Source organism: Streptomyces sp. HB132, from assembly GCF_016909575.1.
Taxonomy (GTDB): Bacteria; Actinomycetota; Actinomycetes; order Streptomycetales; family Streptomycetaceae; genus Streptomyces.
Window position 1 is genome coordinate 559,136 of record NZ_JAFBGA010000002.1, and the last position, 13,070, is coordinate 572,205.

The 13,070-nt window shown below is 70.8% G+C and carries 12 protein-coding genes; 3 read left to right on the forward strand and 9 right to left on the reverse strand.

What is annotated here, in order from left to right; all coding sequences use genetic code 11:
* Positions 1–9: 9 nt before the first annotated feature.
* The 4 genes from JOC24_RS06790 to JOC24_RS06805 form a co-directional block, all read right to left on the reverse strand.
* A complete protein-coding gene (locus JOC24_RS06790) occupies positions 10–456 on the reverse strand; it encodes a copper chaperone PCu(A)C (protein ID WP_205019182.1) in 447 nt (148 codons plus the stop codon).
* Complete coding sequence (locus tag JOC24_RS06795) at positions 453–1,109, reverse strand: SCO family protein (RefSeq protein ID WP_205019183.1); 657 nt, start codon at positions 1,107–1,109, stop codon at positions 453–455. The genes JOC24_RS06790 and JOC24_RS06795 overlap by 4 nt, the downstream gene beginning before the upstream one ends.
* 49 nt (positions 1,110–1,158) lie before the next feature.
* Positions 1,159–1,893 (reverse strand): YcnI family copper-binding membrane protein, encoded by a 735-nt coding sequence (locus tag JOC24_RS06800; protein WP_205019184.1) that lies wholly within the window; start codon positions 1,891–1,893, stop codon positions 1,159–1,161.
* 104 nt (positions 1,894–1,997) lie between these two features.
* A complete protein-coding gene (locus JOC24_RS06805) occupies positions 1,998–2,831 on the reverse strand; it encodes a hypothetical protein (RefSeq protein ID WP_205019185.1) in 834 nt (277 codons plus the stop codon).
* 282 nt (positions 2,832–3,113) lie between these two features.
* Here JOC24_RS06805 and JOC24_RS06810 point away from each other — a divergent pair, with 282 nt between their 5' ends.
* Positions 3,114–3,701 (forward strand): ATP-binding protein, encoded by a 588-nt coding sequence (locus JOC24_RS06810; protein ID WP_205019186.1) that lies wholly within the window; start codon positions 3,114–3,116, stop codon positions 3,699–3,701.
* 40 nt (positions 3,702–3,741) lie between these two features.
* Here the strand turns inward: JOC24_RS06810 and JOC24_RS06815 are convergent, their stop codons facing one another.
* Entirely contained in the window at positions 3,742–5,205 is a 1,464-nt protein-coding gene (locus JOC24_RS06815) for an aminopeptidase P family protein (protein ID WP_205019187.1), read from the reverse strand.
* Between the two features lie 118 nt (positions 5,206–5,323).
* Positions 5,324–6,748, reverse strand: coding sequence for a PP2C family protein-serine/threonine phosphatase (locus JOC24_RS06820; protein WP_205019188.1), 1,425 nt, complete (start codon positions 6,746–6,748; stop codon positions 5,324–5,326).
* Between the two features lie 594 nt (positions 6,749–7,342).
* Between JOC24_RS06820 and JOC24_RS06825 the strand changes: the two genes are divergently transcribed.
* Positions 7,343–8,020 carry a bifunctional DNA primase/polymerase gene (locus JOC24_RS06825; RefSeq protein WP_205019189.1) on the forward strand — a complete coding sequence of 226 codons (678 nt, stop codon included), beginning with the start codon at positions 7,343–7,345 and terminating at the stop codon, positions 8,018–8,020.
* 649 nt (positions 8,021–8,669) lie between these two features.
* Here the strand turns inward: JOC24_RS06825 and JOC24_RS06830 are convergent.
* The 3 genes from JOC24_RS06830 to JOC24_RS06840 form a co-directional block, all read right to left on the reverse strand.
* A complete protein-coding gene (locus JOC24_RS06830) occupies positions 8,670–9,635 on the reverse strand; it encodes a DUF5926 family protein (RefSeq protein WP_205019190.1) in 966 nt (321 codons plus the stop codon).
* Between the two features lie 127 nt (positions 9,636–9,762).
* Complete coding sequence (locus JOC24_RS06835; RefSeq protein ID WP_374104478.1) at positions 9,763–10,368, reverse strand: ATP-binding protein; 606 nt, start codon at positions 10,366–10,368, stop codon at positions 9,763–9,765.
* A 140-nt stretch (positions 10,369–10,508) separates the two neighbouring features.
* On the reverse strand, positions 10,509–11,336 hold the full coding sequence (locus JOC24_RS06840) for a glycerophosphodiester phosphodiesterase (protein ID WP_205019191.1): 828 nt from the start codon (positions 11,334–11,336) through the stop codon (positions 10,509–10,511).
* A gap of 196 nt (positions 11,337–11,532) precedes the next feature.
* On the opposite strand from JOC24_RS06840, the gene JOC24_RS06845 reads away from it, so the two are divergent.
* Positions 11,533–13,050 (forward strand): S1C family serine protease, encoded by a 1,518-nt coding sequence (locus JOC24_RS06845; RefSeq protein WP_205019192.1) that lies wholly within the window; start codon positions 11,533–11,535, stop codon positions 13,048–13,050.
* The last annotated feature ends 20 nt before the right edge of the window (positions 13,051–13,070 follow it).

Below are 13,070 nucleotides of genomic sequence, written 5' to 3' on the forward strand. Positions count from 1 at the left end.
GTCAGTACCTCACTGCTTCTTCGGGCTGTAGGTGGTCTCCTTCACGGGGATGTCGACCGTGATGGGTTCGGCTTTCTCGAAGTGCAGTTCTACGGAGACCGTCTCTCCCTGTCTGGGCCGCTTCTTCAGGTCCGTGAACATGATGTGGTTGCCGCCGCGTTCGAGGTCGAGCGCGCCGCCGGCGGGCACCTCGAACGACGTGACCATCCGCATCGTCCGGTCCTTCGTCTCGTGGATGGACACGTTGTCCGACAGGGAACTGGTCACCGAGGTGAGCCGGTCGGTGGTGTCGCCGCTGTTCTTCACGAGCAGGAAACCGGCTGCCATGTCGCTGACGGGCTGCGGCATGAAGGCACCGGTCACCTCCAGCTGCGGCACGCTTTCCGACGTACATGCCGTCAGCGCCATGCCTGTCGTGAGGGCGAGGGCGCCCGCGATGGCCGTGCGGCGGTTCACGGGGTCTCCCCCTTGACGAGCTCCGGGAGGTCCTCGGTGTAGTCCTCGGCCGTGGTGTCCTCGCTGTAGAGCACGTACCCCTTGTCGGTCTTCGGGGAGAACGCGATGACCTGGGCGCCGTGCATCGAGACGACCGTGCCGTCCTTCTCCTTCTTCGGAGGGTCGATGCCGATGCCGATCTGCCGTGCTCCCGCCTGGATGGTCGGGAAGTCGCCGGTGAGGCCGGTGAAGTCGGGATCCTGAGCCTCGAGCCAGCTGCCCAGGGACGCCGGGGTGTCCCGTTCGGGGTCCGTCGTGACGAAGACGACCTGGAGCTCGTCCTGGTCGGCCTTGGGCAGTGCCCGCTTGGCGACGGCGATGTTGCTCATGGTCAGCGGGCACACGTCGGGGCAGTTGGTGTAGCCGAAGTAGATGAGAGTCGGCTTGCCCTGGGTCTGCTCGCGCAGGTCGTACTTCTTGCCGTGTGTGTCGGTGAGGACGAGGTCGGGCTTGGTGAAGGGCTGGTCGAGCACGGTGGCCGGCTCGGACCCGGTCCCGGAGGAGACCTCGGCGACCGGATCGTCCGCCTGGTCGCCGCTGCTGCCGCAGGCCGACAGGGTCAGTGCGGCCACGGCGGCGAACGCCGCGGCCAGCACCGTCTTCTTGCTGTGCATGGAGAGCTGATTCCTGATCTGTGGAATGCGGGTGGTGGAGTCGGTGGCGTCAGACGCTGCGGCGACGGCCCGCGAGGACGCCGAACGCGACCCCCGCCACACCGACGACGATGCCGACGATCCCGAGGACGCGGGCCGTGCTGTCCGTGCCGGAGGAGGAGGCGTCGTCCGACGACGCCGTCGTCTGCTTCGTCTCCGCCGCCTCGCTGTCCTTGTGATCCGGGGCGGCTGCACCGTGTGCGCCGGCCGACGGGGCGGTCAGCGCGAGCACGGGGGCAGGGCTCTCGGGCTCTTCGCCGCCCTCGGTGGGCTCCTCGATCCAGCGGACGACTTCCTTGTTGCTGTACGTCTGGAGCGCCTTGAAGACGAGCTGGTCGGCGTCCTCGGGCAGCTGGCCGACGGAGAGCGGGAACTGCTGGAAGTAGCCCGCCTCGATGCCGTCACCCTCCGCGGTCCAGGTGACCTTGGAGACGGCTTCGTTGATCTTCTTGCCGTGCACGTCGAGCGGCTCGGCCAGCTTGCTCTTGGTGACGTCGATCTTCCAGCCGGCCACCGGTTGCGGGCTGACGGACGCGAGCGGGTGGTCCGTGGGGAAGTTGACCTCGAGCTTCACGGTGGAGGCGTCGTCGCGCTCGTTGGGGACCTTGAAGTTGACGGTCGCGTAGCCACCCTTGGCGGCCTCGCCCTGCGGCTGCACGCTGACGTGCGCGGAGGCGGTACCGGCGAGCAGCAGGACGGTGGACGCGGCGACGCCGCCGGCGAGGGCGATACGGGAAACGTTCATGGCAGGGATCACTCCACAGGTCATGAGGGAAAGGTGGTCCGGCGCGCGGAGGCACGTCGGCATCACGACCACCTCGTCACCGTGTTCCCGGCGGAGGGGTCGCGTCAGGCTGCGCGTACGTATACGGGCGGCGGCCCGCGCCTGATCACCATGTGCTGCAGAGGGTCCCCGGCGGCCGGAGCGGGAGCGTCGACGGCGCTGCGGAGAGGACGCGGCCCGGTCGTGGGCCGCCCCGGAAGGCCCGCACGCAGGGCGCGTACGAGTGCCATCGCGGCACGCAGTGCGCGCAGCCTGGCCACGGCCGCGAGCCGGAGGCCGCCCTGCGCCGAGATCCTGGCGAGCCGGAACAGCGCGATCTCGCCCCGGCGAAGCAGCCAGCCGGTGACGAGTGCGGCCAGCAGGTGCCCCAGGAACATGGGCAGGCTGGGCAGGCCGGACATCATCGTGGCCAGCGCCGTCGGGTCCGCGCCGGAGGCGACGTCCGGAGCGGCCGTCGCGCCGGACGCGAGGTGTGTGTGTCCCTGGGCCACGGTGGCGGGGTCCAGTCCCGCGGTCGTCACGATGCGGTGCGCCTCACCGGCGCTCAGCTGCGCGGGTCCGGCACCGCACACCAGCCCGGCGGCGAAGCGGATCAGGGAGTCGTCACCCGATCCCGTCGCGGTGGCCGCGGTGTGCCGCCCGAGTCCGAAGAGGACGTGCAGGGCCAACTGCCCGCCCACGAGGGCGGCGCTGATCGGGAGGAGGGTCCGCTCACGTCCGGCGAGCGCCGCCGCGACGACGAAGACTCCGGCGAAGCCGGCCAGCAGGGTCCACCAGGGCACACCCGCGCCGGCGGCAAGGCCATGCCCGGCGGCTGCGAGCACGACGCAGACCGCGGTGAACACCGCGGTCCTCAAAAGCCGCATACCGGCTCCGGCGCGTGCGACAGGCATAGACATGGCCGGGTCATCATCCCACTGTGCCCCCGGTCCCGGTACGGCAGGTCCGGAAGGTCGGCATCCGTCCCCATCAGGTGGTGATCAGGGGGTGTTGCACCTGTTCATGGCTGCTCCGAGGCCGTTGCCCGGATGCTCCGGGTACCTGTTCCGGGCCCGTCATACACCGGCGAGCGGAATATCCGCATCCGCCGAATGAGCGCTGTCACAGCGGATCCGTGCTTACGGAGCGTCCGTTGCGGCAATACGTAACGGTATGTCGAGCCGCAGCCAGGAGGCTGGAGCATGAGCATGTGGTGGTCACTCCATTTGCGGCGCGAAGCCGCGAGCGTTCCGCTCGCCCGTCGTTTCCTGCTCGGCACCATGGAGACCGCGGGGGTGGACCCGGACATCTCCTACGACCTCTCCGTCGCACTCAGCGAAGCCTGTGCGAACGCCGTCGAGCACGGCGGTGCCCGACGGGACGCGGACGAGGTCCATGGCGCCGGTCCCGCCTCCGCCGGAGACGGATCGTCCGGACAAGCCTGCGGGCAGTACCGGGTCACCGCCTATCTGGACGGCGAGAAGTGCCGTATCGAAGTCGCCGACTCGGGCCCCGGATTCTCCGCCCGGCGCACGCTTCGCACCGCCGCACCGTCATCCGTCGGGTATCCGCCGGACCCGCACCCGTCCGCCGCTCACCCGGCGGGCGATCCTTCGCACACGCGCACCGCCGCGCACCCTCCGGCCATGGCTGAGAGCGGCCGCGGGCTCTGCCTGATCGAGGAGCTCGCCGACCACGTCCACTTCGGCAACCGGCCGGGACGCGGTGCGGTGGTCAGCTTCGACAAGGTCCTGAAATGGCGGGAGGGCGCGCTGCTCATGGTGTCCTGAGCAGCGCGCCCTCCGGCCGCGCGTGGCGCGGTCTGCCGGGTCAGCCCTTGAGCCGGGCCATCCAGGCCTCGACCTCGTCGGACCGGCGCGGCAGCGCGGCGGACAGGTTCCGGTTGCCGTCCTCGGTCACGAGGATGTCGTCCTCGATACGGACGCCGATCCCCCGGTACTCCTCGGGCACGGTCAGGTCGTCGGCCTGGAAGTAGAGTCCCGGTTCGACCGTCAGGCAGACTCCCGGCTCCAGGGTGCCGTCGACGTACGACTCGGTGCGTGCGACGGCGCAGTCGTGGACGTCCATGCCGAGCATGTGACCGGTGCCGTGCAGCGTCCAGCGGCGCTGCAGGCCCAGCTCCAGGACCTTCTCCACGGACAGGTCGCCCAGCAGGCCCCACTCGACCAGCTTCTCGGCGAGCACCCGCTGCGCCGCGTCGTGGAAGTCGCGGAAGGCGGCGCCGGGCTTCACGGCCGCGATGCCCGCCTCCTGGGCCTCGTACACCGCGTCGTAGATCTTCCGCTGCAGCGGCGAGAACGTTCCGTTGATGGGAAGTGTCCGCGTCACGTCGGCGGTGTAGAGCTCGTTGGTCTCCACGCCCGCGTCGAGCAGCAGGAGCTCGCCGGAGCGGACCGCGCCGTCGTTGCGGACCCAGTGCAGCGTGGTGGCGTGCGGGCCTGCCGCGCAGATCGAGCCGTAGCCGATGTCGTTGCCGTCGACGCGTGCGCGCAGGAAGAAGGTGCCCTCGATGTAGCGCTCACTCGTGGCCTCGGCCTTGTCGAGGACCTTCACGACGTCCTCGAAGCCGCGCGCCGTGGCGTCGCAGGCCTTCTGGAGCTCGGCGACCTCGAAGGCGTCCTTGACCAGGCGGGCCTCGGAGAGGAAGACGCGCAGCTCTTCGTCGCGTTCCGCGGTGACCTTGTCGGTGAGAGCGGCCTCGATGCCCGCGTCGTGTCCGCGGACGTTGCGCACAGGGCCGGTCGCCTCGGTCAGCGCGGCCGGGAGCTCGCGGACGTCCTTCGCCGGGATGCCCAGCAGCTGCTCCGCCTCGGTGAGGGAGTGGCGGCGGCCGACCCAGAGCTCGCCCTGGCCGTCCAGCCAGAACTCGCCGTCCTCACGGTTGGAGCGGGGCAGCAGGTAGACCGTCGCCTCGTGCCCGTCGTCGGCCGGCTCGAGCACCAGGACGCTGTCCTGTGTCAGATCGCCGGTGAGGTACGCGTACTCGGTGGAGGCGCGGAAGGCGTACTCCGTGTCGTTGGAGCGGGTCTTCAGGTTGCCCGCGGGAACGACGAGCCGCTCGCCGGGGAAGCGCGCGGAGAGCGCGGCGCGGCGGGCGGCGGTGTGCGAGGCCTGGGCGATCGGCTCCAGGCCGTGCAGCTCGGTATCGGCCCAGCCTGATGCCATGTTCTCGGCGAGCTCATCGGAAATGCCCGGGTACAGGCCGTTCTTCCGCTGCTTGACCGGCTCTGCTTCTGCTGTTTCCGGGGTCTCCGGGGCGAGCTCCTCAGACACGTTATGTCCTCCTTGTACGACACTGGGCCCTCTCATCGTACGGGCGTACGGAAGGGGGCCCGGTGCGGGAAGACCCGTGACGGTTCCGACGCGGCCCGCGTCGCTGCCGTCGGCCGGCTCAGTCGAAGCGCGCGGCCAGCAGGGCGACGTCCTCGGCGCCGTCGCCGCGGGCCGCGCCGTCGGGCAGGACGGCCCTCAGGATGTGGTCCGCGACGGCTCCGGGGTCCTGGCGCAGGACCTTCGGTACACCGGCTGCCGCCGAGTGCAGCCGCGCGAACGCCCGGTCCGTGGTGTCTCCGGTGAGGCGCAGCAGTCCGTCGGTGTAGAACAGCACGGTCTCGCCGGGGCGGAGCGTGAACTCCACGCTCGGCGCCTCCCAGCAGGAGAGCATGCCCAGCGGGACGGAGACGGTCGTCTCCACGAATTCCGTGCGCCGCTCGCCGGTCACGAGCGGTGGGGTGTGCCCGGCACCGGCGAGCAGGATCGTGCGCCGGCCGGGCTCGCAGTACGCGAAGAGAGCGGTCGCCGCGCCGGCCGGTTCGGTCAGCCTCAGCAGCAGTTCGAGATCGGAGAGCACGGCGACGGGGTCCTCTCCCTCCATCACGGCGTAGGCGCGCAGACCGGCGCGGAGCCGGCCCGTCGCGGCAAGGGCGGCGGGTCCGGAGCCGCCGACCGAGCCGACGGCCAGGCCGAGCGCGTCGTCGGGCAGGGCCAGCGCGTCGTACCAGTCACCGCCGCCGGCGGGCCCGGCCCGGCGCCGGGCCGCCAGCCGCACTCCCGGGATCCTGGGCAGTCGGTCGGGGAGGAGTTCCTCGGCGATGGCCGCGGCCTCCGACCTGGCGCGTTCCAGCTCGCGCAGGCGGGCCAGGTGCTCGGCGGCGTAGCGGGCGTACACCCCGACGAGATGGCACTGGCGTTCCAGCGGTTCGGCCGGTTCGTCGTACAGCCAGACGGCCACCCCCAGCCGGCCTGCGCTTTCGGTGGCGAGGGGCTGTGCGTAGCTCGCGGCGTATCCGAGCCGGGCGGCGACCTCGCGGCAGCGGGGGTCCAGGCCGGTGTTGCCGAGGATGTCGGGGCTGGCCCGGGGGCTGTCGGAATCCGGAAAGCCGTCCAGGAAACGGCCGTACGCGGTCGCGCTGCGGGGCACCGTCTCGATGTGGCCCAGCTCGGCGTGGGCGAGGCCGAGCCCGATCGTGCGGGATGGCCCGCCGCCGTCGGCAGGTTCGAGGACGAGGAGCCCCCGTCCGGCTCCGACCAGGGCCGCCCCGGCGCCCAGGAGTTCGCGAAGGGCGCTGTCCAGGGTGCTGGTCGCGGCCAGCCGTTCGGTGAGTTCGTGGAGCGTGGTGAGGTCGGAGACCCAGCCGGCCAGCCGGTCCTGGATGAAGGCTCCCGGCGCGAAGGGAGGGCCGTCCGCAGGCGCTGCAGTGTGCGTTGAAACAGGAACCATGGGATCGATTCCAGCCACTTTCGGAGGGTGGGGGGCGCTCATGGCAGTCGGCTTACCGACAGGTGCGTTGTGTCGAATAGCATCGCAAACCCCCATGTCGTTCCGCGCCGCTATCGGTGCAACCACATGTACACGCACCCACATGTACACGCACAACTGAGGTCATGTCCAGTATTGTCCTCACGGTATTTATGGTGTCCATGAGGCAGTTAACTTGGCCGGAAAATGCACCCCCGGGCCGCATTTTGCGGTCGACTGGGTGCGCTCGACAGGGGGCGCCCTCGGGGTGAAATGCCGGAGGGAGCGTCATCCCGGGCATGCTGGGTACGTAATCGTGGATGACCGGGGGCGGTTGTGATCGCCCCGGAACCCGACAGCGAGCCCGGGCGTCCTCACTGGTGACGGACGCCCGCCCACCCCCGAGTTGCGGGGTTGCACAAGGGACGGCACGCGCGACGCGCACGCCGACCGCGCGATGTTTTGACTGAACTCGGCTCGGTTCAACACGGTTCGGCTCAGCCCCACTCTGTTCGGTTCCACTCTGCTCTGCTCGGCTCACGCGCGATACCGACTACCCGTCCGTACCGCAGACCTGATGAGCGAGCACGTACAGCGAAGAGACACACACGTGGCGTAACGGGTGCGTGTGTGATGTGGACCTCGGCGTTCAACGGAAAGGAACGAGCGCTCATGCGCGAGATCCTCGGAAGGCGACGCAGGCCCCGGCGCAAGGGAAGCTCCGCCCAGCTCGACGCGGCGCTGACCTGTGCCACCCTGCGGAAATGGCCCGTGCTCCCCGGAGCGGGGCTCGCGGCGGGAGCCGTCCGTGGCGAGCGCGGCCCCGGCTGCGCGTGTCACGACCCCGAGTGCGCCGTGCCCGGCGCACATCCCCTCGACCCCGGTCTCCTCGCGGCGACCACCGACGAACGCATGGTGCGCTGGTGGTGGACCAACCGGCCCACCGCCCCCGTCGTCCTGGCCACCGGCGGCCGGGCGCCCTGCGCTCTGAGTCTCCCTGCCGTCGCGGGATCCCGGGCGCTCACCGCGCTCGACGGCATGGGGCTGAGGCTCGGCCCCGTGGTGGCCACACCCACCAGGTGGTCGCTGCTGGTCGCCCCCTACTCCCTGGAGCGGCTCGGCGAACTGCTGCACGCCCAGGACCGGGTGCCCAGCTCGCTGCGGTTCCACGGCGAGGGCGGCTATCTCCTTCTGCCGCCGTATGAGGCGGATGCGGGTCAGGTGCGCTGGGAGCGCGCGCCGGCGGACGGGAACGCCACGCCGTGGCTCCCCGATGTGGAGTCGGTCCTGGACGCGCTCGTCGAGGCGAGCAACGGCGCCCCGGACGGCGGCAGCCGCCTCACGTACTGAGCGGCCGGCTACGCACCGCGCGCGGTTACGTGGGGTTGCGGCTCACTCGTCCACGGGAAGTGGGGCCGCCCGTATACCGTGCGATCAGGCGCGTACCGGGCAGGTGCAATTGCATCCTGGGAAAAACCATGGGTCCAGGCTTTCCGACTGCCTATTCGCAGTTCGTGGAATCGGTGTGCGCGGTGATGCCGGAGTGAATGTCTCCAGGTGCTGTGAGCCCATTCCCGGCGCGGCGGGCCTCTCGATTTTCTGTCCGAAAGCGAACGCCCGGTGCGTCCTGAGGCCCGGCGTGCGCCGGGCCCCGGAGCATGGCGGAACCCGTGCCTTACGCAGGGATGCAAGGGGTGCGGACGGGCGCGGACCAGTGGCGGGAGGGATGCGCGAGGGTGAGGCGTCGGCGTGGGGCCGGGCTGTCGCCGCAGGCCGCCGACGCGCCGAGTGCTCCGGCGTGCGCCTCCCGGCCGTACGGGCCCGGAAACGGGGGCGTCCGGCCGCTGGCGACGGGGGATGCACCAGCGACCGGACTTCCAGAACCGTAACAAGAGATCTGCCGTTAGCAAATTCGATCTCGCCTATTCGGACAGTGATTTACCGACGAGTACGGGGAGTTGTGACGGGAGTCACCGTCGCGCGTCGGCGCTCGTCACTGTCAGCTGAGCGTCACTTGGCGGTTGGTGAGCCCACCGCGCGCCCGGCGCTCCTCGCCCGTCAGCGGAGCGTCCGACGCGAGGGCTTCCGCGAGCCGCTCCGCGAACTGCGCCGCGGGCTTCTCGCACTCCTCGGCCCCCATCGCGCTCGGCAGGTCCCAGACGGGGACCATCAGCCCGTGGGCGCGGAACGAGCCCACCAGCCGGGTTCCTTCGCCGAGCGAGGAGGTGCCCGCCGCGTGCAGCCGGGCGAGCGCGTCGAGGAGCTGCTCCTCCGGGTGCGGCATGACCCAGCGCAGGTGGTTCTTCTCCGGAGTCTCGCACCAGTAGGCCGCGTCCACGCCGGAGAGCCGGGTGGTGGGGATGGCCGCCGCGTTGGCGCGCTCGAGGGAGGCGGACACCTCCGCCGCGGCGTTCTCCGCGTCAGGGACCCAGAACTCGAATCCGGAGTGCACGACCGGCTCGAAGACGGCCGCGGGGTCGAGGACGTCCTGCAGGCGCGGGCCGTCGGCGGGCACCCGGCGGGCGGCGACCGGCGAACCGGGGTCGGCCTCCAACGCACGCTGCAGGGTGTCCGCGAGATCGCGGCTGAGGTCGCCCGACGAGGTGTCGTTCTGCAGGGCGAGCAGGACGGAACCGTCGTCGCGGCGCAGCGCGGGCCAGGCCATCGGCAGCACGGTCGCGAGCGACACGGACGGCACGCCCTCGGGAAGTCCGCCCTTCAACGTCAGCTCGACGGTGGCGGCCGGGACCAGCTCCCGCAGGGCGACCCAGTCGCACTCCCCGGCGATTCCCTCGAAGGGGCGCTGGACCAGCTCGGTCACCGCGTGGGCGGCGGCGCGTCCGTGACACGCCTTGTAACGGCGGCCCGAACCGCACGGGCAGGGCTCGCGGGCCCCTACGACCGGAATCTCACCGTCCTTGAGCTGCGGCTTCCCGGCCTTGGTCTGAGGGCGCTTCTTGGCCATGGTGGGCGTCTCCCGATTGCGACAGTGCGGTCTCGGGCGCGAGCCTAGCCGTCCCCGCCATCGCCGGTGCACACCTGCCTCGGCGCCCTCGCGGCCCGCTCCGTCGTGCCGCGTGCCCGTGGCGCTCTCAGCCCGCGTCGTCGAAGGCGTTGAGCACGTCGGTGAGCTCCAGTCCGTCGAGCGAGCCGAATCCACTCATACCGCGGAGCCCGTCCAGTCCGTTCAGCCCGGGCCGTTCGCGGCGGGCGGACCTCGCGGGGGCGGGACCCGCGGTCGTGAAGCCGCCGTGCCCGTGGTCCGCGGAGACCAGCGCCCAGACGGTGACCTCACCGACGGTGTCGTCCCGGACGCCCCACTCCCGGGCGAGGGCGCTGATGATGTTGAGCCCACGCCCGCCACGCGCGGTGACGGACGGGGTGGACGGGACCGGCCTCGTCGGCCCGCCGCCGTCGGTGACCTCCACGGTCAGGTCGCCTCTTCTGTCCACACGCCATGCGGCGCGGATGTCGCCGTCACCCACCTCCGAGTGCTGCCCCAGCGGCCTGCCGTGCCGGCAGGCATTACTGAGGAGTTCGGAAAGGATCAGCACGGCGTCGTCGACCACGGTGTCCGAGACTCCGTTGCTGCGCAGTTGTTCGCGCATACGGTGTCGCGCCTGCCCCACGCCCGCAGGGCCATGGGGTACGGCCATGCTCGACGACGTCGGCACTTCCTGTGCCACCACAAACGCCACCCCCGAGACCTCCTTTGCCCCACGCCACGGATTGGATGCCCTCCTGGACTGCGCCGGAAACCGGCCAAAGCCCTGTCAGTGATGCACTCGTAACGATCGATTGCGGAGTGAATGCGCCGGTGCACCCCCTGTAACTGATATTAAGAGCGACCGAGTTGCGACAGAACCTGTTTCGGGCGGTTGGTAATGATTGCTTCCACCCCGAGGCGTACACAGAGCTCGACGTCCGCCGGCTCGTTCACCGTCCATACGTGCACCCGGTGCCCCGCACGGTGCAGTCGCTCGATGTACCCGGGGTTGTTGCGTACGATCCGCATCCCCGGACCGGCGATCCGGGACCCGGCCGGGAGCCGCCCGTCGCGTAGTCGCGGCGAGACGAACTGCATCAGGAAGACGGTGGGCAGGGTGGGGGCGGCGGCCCGGACGCGGTAGAGGGACCGCGCGGAGAAGCTCATGACGCGCACCGGCGACGGACCCTCCGGCGGCGGAGTGTCGAGACCGAACCGTTTGAGCAGGTGGAGCAGGCGCTCCTCGACCTGTCCTGCCCAGCGCGTGGGGTGTTTGGTCTCGATGGCCAACTGGAGCGGTCGACCGGCCGCCCGGACGTCGTGGGCCAGTTCGAGGAGCCGTTCCAGGGTGAGTACGGACGTGAGCTCACCCGGCACGGGGTCCCAGTCCGGCGACTCCTCGTGGTCCTTCCAGGAACCGAAGTCGAGGGTGGCGAGATCGGCCAGTTCCAGGGCGGAGACCGCTCCCCGGCCGTTCGACGTGCGGTTCACCCTGCGGTCGTGGACACAGACCAGCTGACCGTCCGCGGTGAGACGCACATCGCATTCCAGGGCGTCGGCCCCGTCCTCGATGGCTTTGCGGTACGCGGCCAGGGTGTGCTCGGGGGCGTCGTCCGACGCCCCGCGGTGGGCGATGACCTGGATGGGAGGCCGGTGCGAGGGTAGGCGTGCGTGGGTCACCGCGTCATCGTGTCACCGGGAGACGCCCGGGGCGGACAGCTTGTTGCGTAGGACCGTTTTGCCTGATGTAAGGAATGGTGTGCGGATGCACAGGTCCTGCTTACAGTGGCCTGACGTGCTGTGGGAAAAGCTGACTGCAGACACTGCACAGCGGATCTCTTGCCGAACGCCGAGTGGAACCGAGGAGTAAAGAGCTGTGAGCACCGAGAACGAGGGCAACGAGGGCAACGCGGTTCCGTCCGCACCGTCTGTTCCGTCCGCACCTCCCGTGCCGGCTGCCGCTCCCGAGGGCACCCCACAGGGAGGTCCGCCCGCGCCGGAGGCACCGCCCGCCGCTCCCGCGGACGCGCCGACGGCCCAGGTTCCGGCGGCCACACACCACGACGGCACCGGCCGGGCGCACCATGACGGCGCCGCCCCGGCCGCCGCCCACGAGCAGCACCCGTACACGCCGCCGTCGCCGCAGCAGCCCCCGGCCGGCTCGGCCGGATGGCCGCCGCCCCCTCCGGCGGTCCCCTCGTACGCGGACGGCGGCGGCTCCTCTCCGACCTGGGGAGCCCCGGTGCCCTCCGATCCCGAGCCTCCGCGCAAGCGCCGGGCGAGCGGTCTGGTCGCCGCAGTGGCGGTGGCCGCGCTGGTGGCGGGCGGCGTCGGCGGGGCCCTCGGCTACTGGGCCGCCGACAGCAACGACTCCGGCTCCTCGTCCGGGTCGACCACCGTCGCGGCCTCCAACAGTCCGAAGGACTTCAAGCGCGAGGCGGGCACGGTCGCGGGTGTGGCGGCGAGCGCGCTGCCCAGCGTGGTCACCATCGACGCGCAGTCCGGTGACGGCGAGGGCGGTACGGGCACCGGCTTCGTGTACGACAAGGAAGGCCACATCCTCACGAACAACCACGTGGTGGCTTCCGCGGCGGACAGCGGCCAGCTGACCGCGACGTTCTCCAACGGCAAGAAGTACGACGCCGAGGTGGTCGGCCGGGCCCAGGGCTACGACGTGGCCGTGCTGAAGCTGAAGAACGCTCCGGACGGACTGACCCCGCTCGCCCTCGGCGACTCCGACAAGGTCGCGGTGGGTGACTCCACGATCGCGATCGGCGCACCGTTCGGTCTGTCCAACACGGTCACCACCGGCATCATCAGCGCGAAGGACCGCCCGGTCGCCTCCGGTGACGGCTCCAGCAACAAGAACTCCTACATGAGCGCCCTGCAGACCGACGCCTCGATCAACCCGGGCAACTCGGGCGGACCGCTGTTGGACGCGGGCGGTGCCGTCATCGGCATCAACTCGGCCATCCAGTCCACCAGCGGCGGCGGCGTCGGCCAGTCCCAGGCGGGCTCCATCGGCCTGGGCTTCGCCATCCCGGTCAACCAGGCGAAGAACGTCGCCGAGCAGCTGATCAGGACGGGCCAGCCCGTCTACCCGGTGATCGGTGCGACGGTGACGATGGAGGAGAAGACGGGCGGCGCGGTGATCTCGGAAGAGGGCGCGGGCGGCACCCCCGCCGTCACTCCGGACGGCCCTGCGGCCGATGCAGGGCTGAAGGCGGGCGACGTGATCACCAAGTTCAACGACACGGTGGTCGAGAGCGGCCCGACGCTGATCGGCGAGATCTGGACCCACAAGCCGGGTGACAAGGTGACGCTCACCTACAAGCGCGACGGCAAGACGGCGACAGCCGAACTCACCCTGGGCGAGCGCAAGGGCGACAGCTGACCGGCTAGGCTGTTCCACGC

Excerpts from the sequence above, each read along its gene's own strand:
- JOC24_RS06805 (WP_205019185.1), bottom strand. The coding sequence starts at position 2,831 with ATGTCTATGCCTGTCGCACGCGCCGGAGCCGGTATGCGGCTTTTGAGG.
- JOC24_RS06820 (WP_205019188.1), bottom strand. The coding sequence starts at position 6,748 with ATGGGGGTTTGCGATGCTATTCGACACAACGCACCTGTCGGTAAGCCG.
- JOC24_RS06825 (WP_205019189.1), top strand. The coding sequence starts at position 7,343 with ATGCGCGAGATCCTCGGAAGGCGACGCAGGCCCCGGCGCAAGGGAAGC.
- JOC24_RS06830 (WP_205019190.1), bottom strand. The coding sequence starts at position 9,635 with ATGGCCAAGAAGCGCCCTCAGACCAAGGCCGGGAAGCCGCAGCTCAAG.
- JOC24_RS06795 (WP_205019183.1), bottom strand. The coding sequence starts at position 1,109 with ATGCACAGCAAGAAGACGGTGCTGGCCGCGGCGTTCGCCGCCGTGGCC.
- JOC24_RS06800 (WP_205019184.1), bottom strand. The coding sequence starts at position 1,893 with ATGAACGTTTCCCGTATCGCCCTCGCCGGCGGCGTCGCCGCGTCCACC.
- JOC24_RS06810 (WP_205019186.1), top strand. The coding sequence starts at position 3,114 with ATGAGCATGTGGTGGTCACTCCATTTGCGGCGCGAAGCCGCGAGCGTT.